3 protein-coding genes are annotated in these 1,715 nt (G+C 72.8%); 1 reads left to right on the top strand and 2 read right to left on the bottom strand.

The window, feature by feature from the left end; genetic code table 11:
* The first annotated feature begins 170 nt into the window (after positions 1-170).
* Positions 171-353 (top strand): hypothetical protein, encoded by a 183-nt coding sequence (locus tag ACOV8S_RS32980; protein WP_448322349.1) that lies wholly within the window; start codon positions 171-173, stop codon positions 351-353.
* A gap of 10 nt (positions 354-363) precedes the next feature.
* On the opposite strand, the gene ACOV8S_RS32985 is transcribed toward ACOV8S_RS32980, so the two are convergent.
* Both ACOV8S_RS32985 and ACOV8S_RS32990 read right to left on the bottom strand, forming a co-directional pair.
* A complete protein-coding gene (locus ACOV8S_RS32985; RefSeq protein ID WP_448322351.1) occupies positions 364-795 on the bottom strand; it encodes a hypothetical protein in 432 nt (143 codons plus the stop codon).
* 56 nt (positions 796-851) lie between these two features.
* Positions 852-1,562, bottom strand: coding sequence for an ABC transporter ATP-binding protein (locus tag ACOV8S_RS32990; RefSeq protein WP_448322353.1), 711 nt, complete (start codon positions 1,560-1,562; stop codon positions 852-854).
* Between the last annotated feature and the right edge of the window lie 153 nt (positions 1,563-1,715).

The raw sequence follows: 1,715 nt of genomic DNA on the forward strand, positions 1-1,715 counted from the left end.
GAACCACCGCTCGAACTCGATGTACCAGCCGCCGACGAACCAGGGGATCTGCTGGAAGCAGCCGCCCCAGGTGCGGGACTCGTCCGGCCGCGTCAGCGGCTCCATCACCTCGTCCTCGTACCGCGCCGGGTCCCTCCCGCCCGTTCGGCCCTGTCGAGACGCTGCCGTCCGTGGCGTGCGTCGGCGTCTTCCGGTCGACCGTGATCGCTCCCGGCGACGACCCCGTCCTGCGGCGTTCCTTCCTCACCGTGGCGTGGTTCCAGCACGGCCCGGCCGTGCCGTCGGGCGAGGACGCCGACCCCGGGCTCCGTGACATCGCCTGGGACGATCTCGCCCTGGACGACGACATCTGAGCGCGTCCGGTCACCAAAACGACCGCGGGTCCTGCGCGTGTTCCGGCGAGTGCCGGTCCTCTCCCCGCCCCAGGCCGGTGCGGACCAGGAAGCCGGGGTTCGGGTCGGACACCGGGGCGGCGACGTGCACCCGCCGGGTCCCGGGGACGTCCACCTCGACGAGGACGCCGTCGCGGAACATCCACAGACCGAACAGGTCGCCGTCCTCGTCGTGCAGCAGGACCTGCACGCAGGCGGGCTCGTTCCACGGCAGGGACTCCAGGTCCGCGAGTACGCCGCGGCGGCGGAACCACCGCTCGAACTCGATGTACCAGCCGCCGACGAACCAGGGGATCTGCTGGAAGCAGCCGCCCCAGGTGCGGGACTCGTCCGGCCGCGTCAGCGGCTCCATCACCTCGTCCTCGTACCGCGCCAACACGATGACCTGCGCCATTCTGCTCATGCGGACAGGTGACACCGCGCGGAGTGCGGCGGGCAATCGAATTCCGGTGAGGCGGCCTACGCCCCGTCGCTCGCGTCGAGCTCGGTGATCTCGCCGTCGCGCAGCTCCAGTACGCGGTCGGCGAGGTCGAGGAGCGTCGTGTCGTGGGTGGCCACCAGCGCGGTGATCTCCTCGCTGCGGACCACCGCGCGCAGCAGCTCCATCACCGAGTGGCCGGTCTCCGCGTCCAGCTGGCCGGTCGGCTCGTCGGCGATGAGGATCGACGGGCTGTTCGCCAGAGCGCGGGCGATGGCCACGCGTTGGCGCTGCCCGCCCGACAACTCGCCCGGCCGTTGCGCCGCGTGGTCCGCCAGGCCCACCAGGGACAGCAGGAGGTCGACGCGCTCCTCCCGCTCCCGCGGGTCGGCGCCGCGCAGCCGCAGCGGCACGCCCACGTTCTCGGCGGCGGTGAGCACGGGGATGAGCCCGAAGGACTGGAAGACGAACCCGATGCGCTCCCGGCGCAGGGCGAGCAGCGCGTCCTCGCCCTGTTCCCGCAGGTCCAGCCCGTCGACGACGACGCTGCCGCCGTCCGGCTCGTCGAGGCCGCCGACGATGTTGAGCAGGGTGGTCTTGCCCGAGCCGGAGCGCCCCTTGAGGGCCACGAGTTCGCCCCGCGGGACCTCGAAGGAGACACCCCGCAGCGCGTGCACGGCACCGACCCCCCGCCCGTACGACTTGTGCACGTCCGTCACCCGCAGCATGGCTGTGGTCACCGCCTGGCCCATCGCGCCCCCGTCCGCTCCGCCGATGCCAAGGTGGGTCAGTATGGCACCGGCCCGCCCGGCATGGCGACGTGTTCACCTGGGCGGATCCTGCCGGGCAAGGGTGCGGGACGCCGAGCCCGGGACGACGCCGCGGACCGGTGCGGGTGGCACGGG

The organism is Streptomyces sp. CO7, assembly GCF_053474865.1.

What these genes read in the sequence shown, in the direction of transcription:
- ACOV8S_RS32985 (WP_448322351.1), bottom strand. Translation starts at nt 795, where the DNA reads ATGAGCAGAATGGCGCAGGTCATCGTGTTGGCGCGGTACGAGGACGAG.
- ACOV8S_RS32990 (WP_448322353.1), bottom strand. Translation starts at nt 1,562, where the DNA reads ATGGGCCAGGCGGTGACCACAGCCATGCTGCGGGTGACGGACGTGCAC.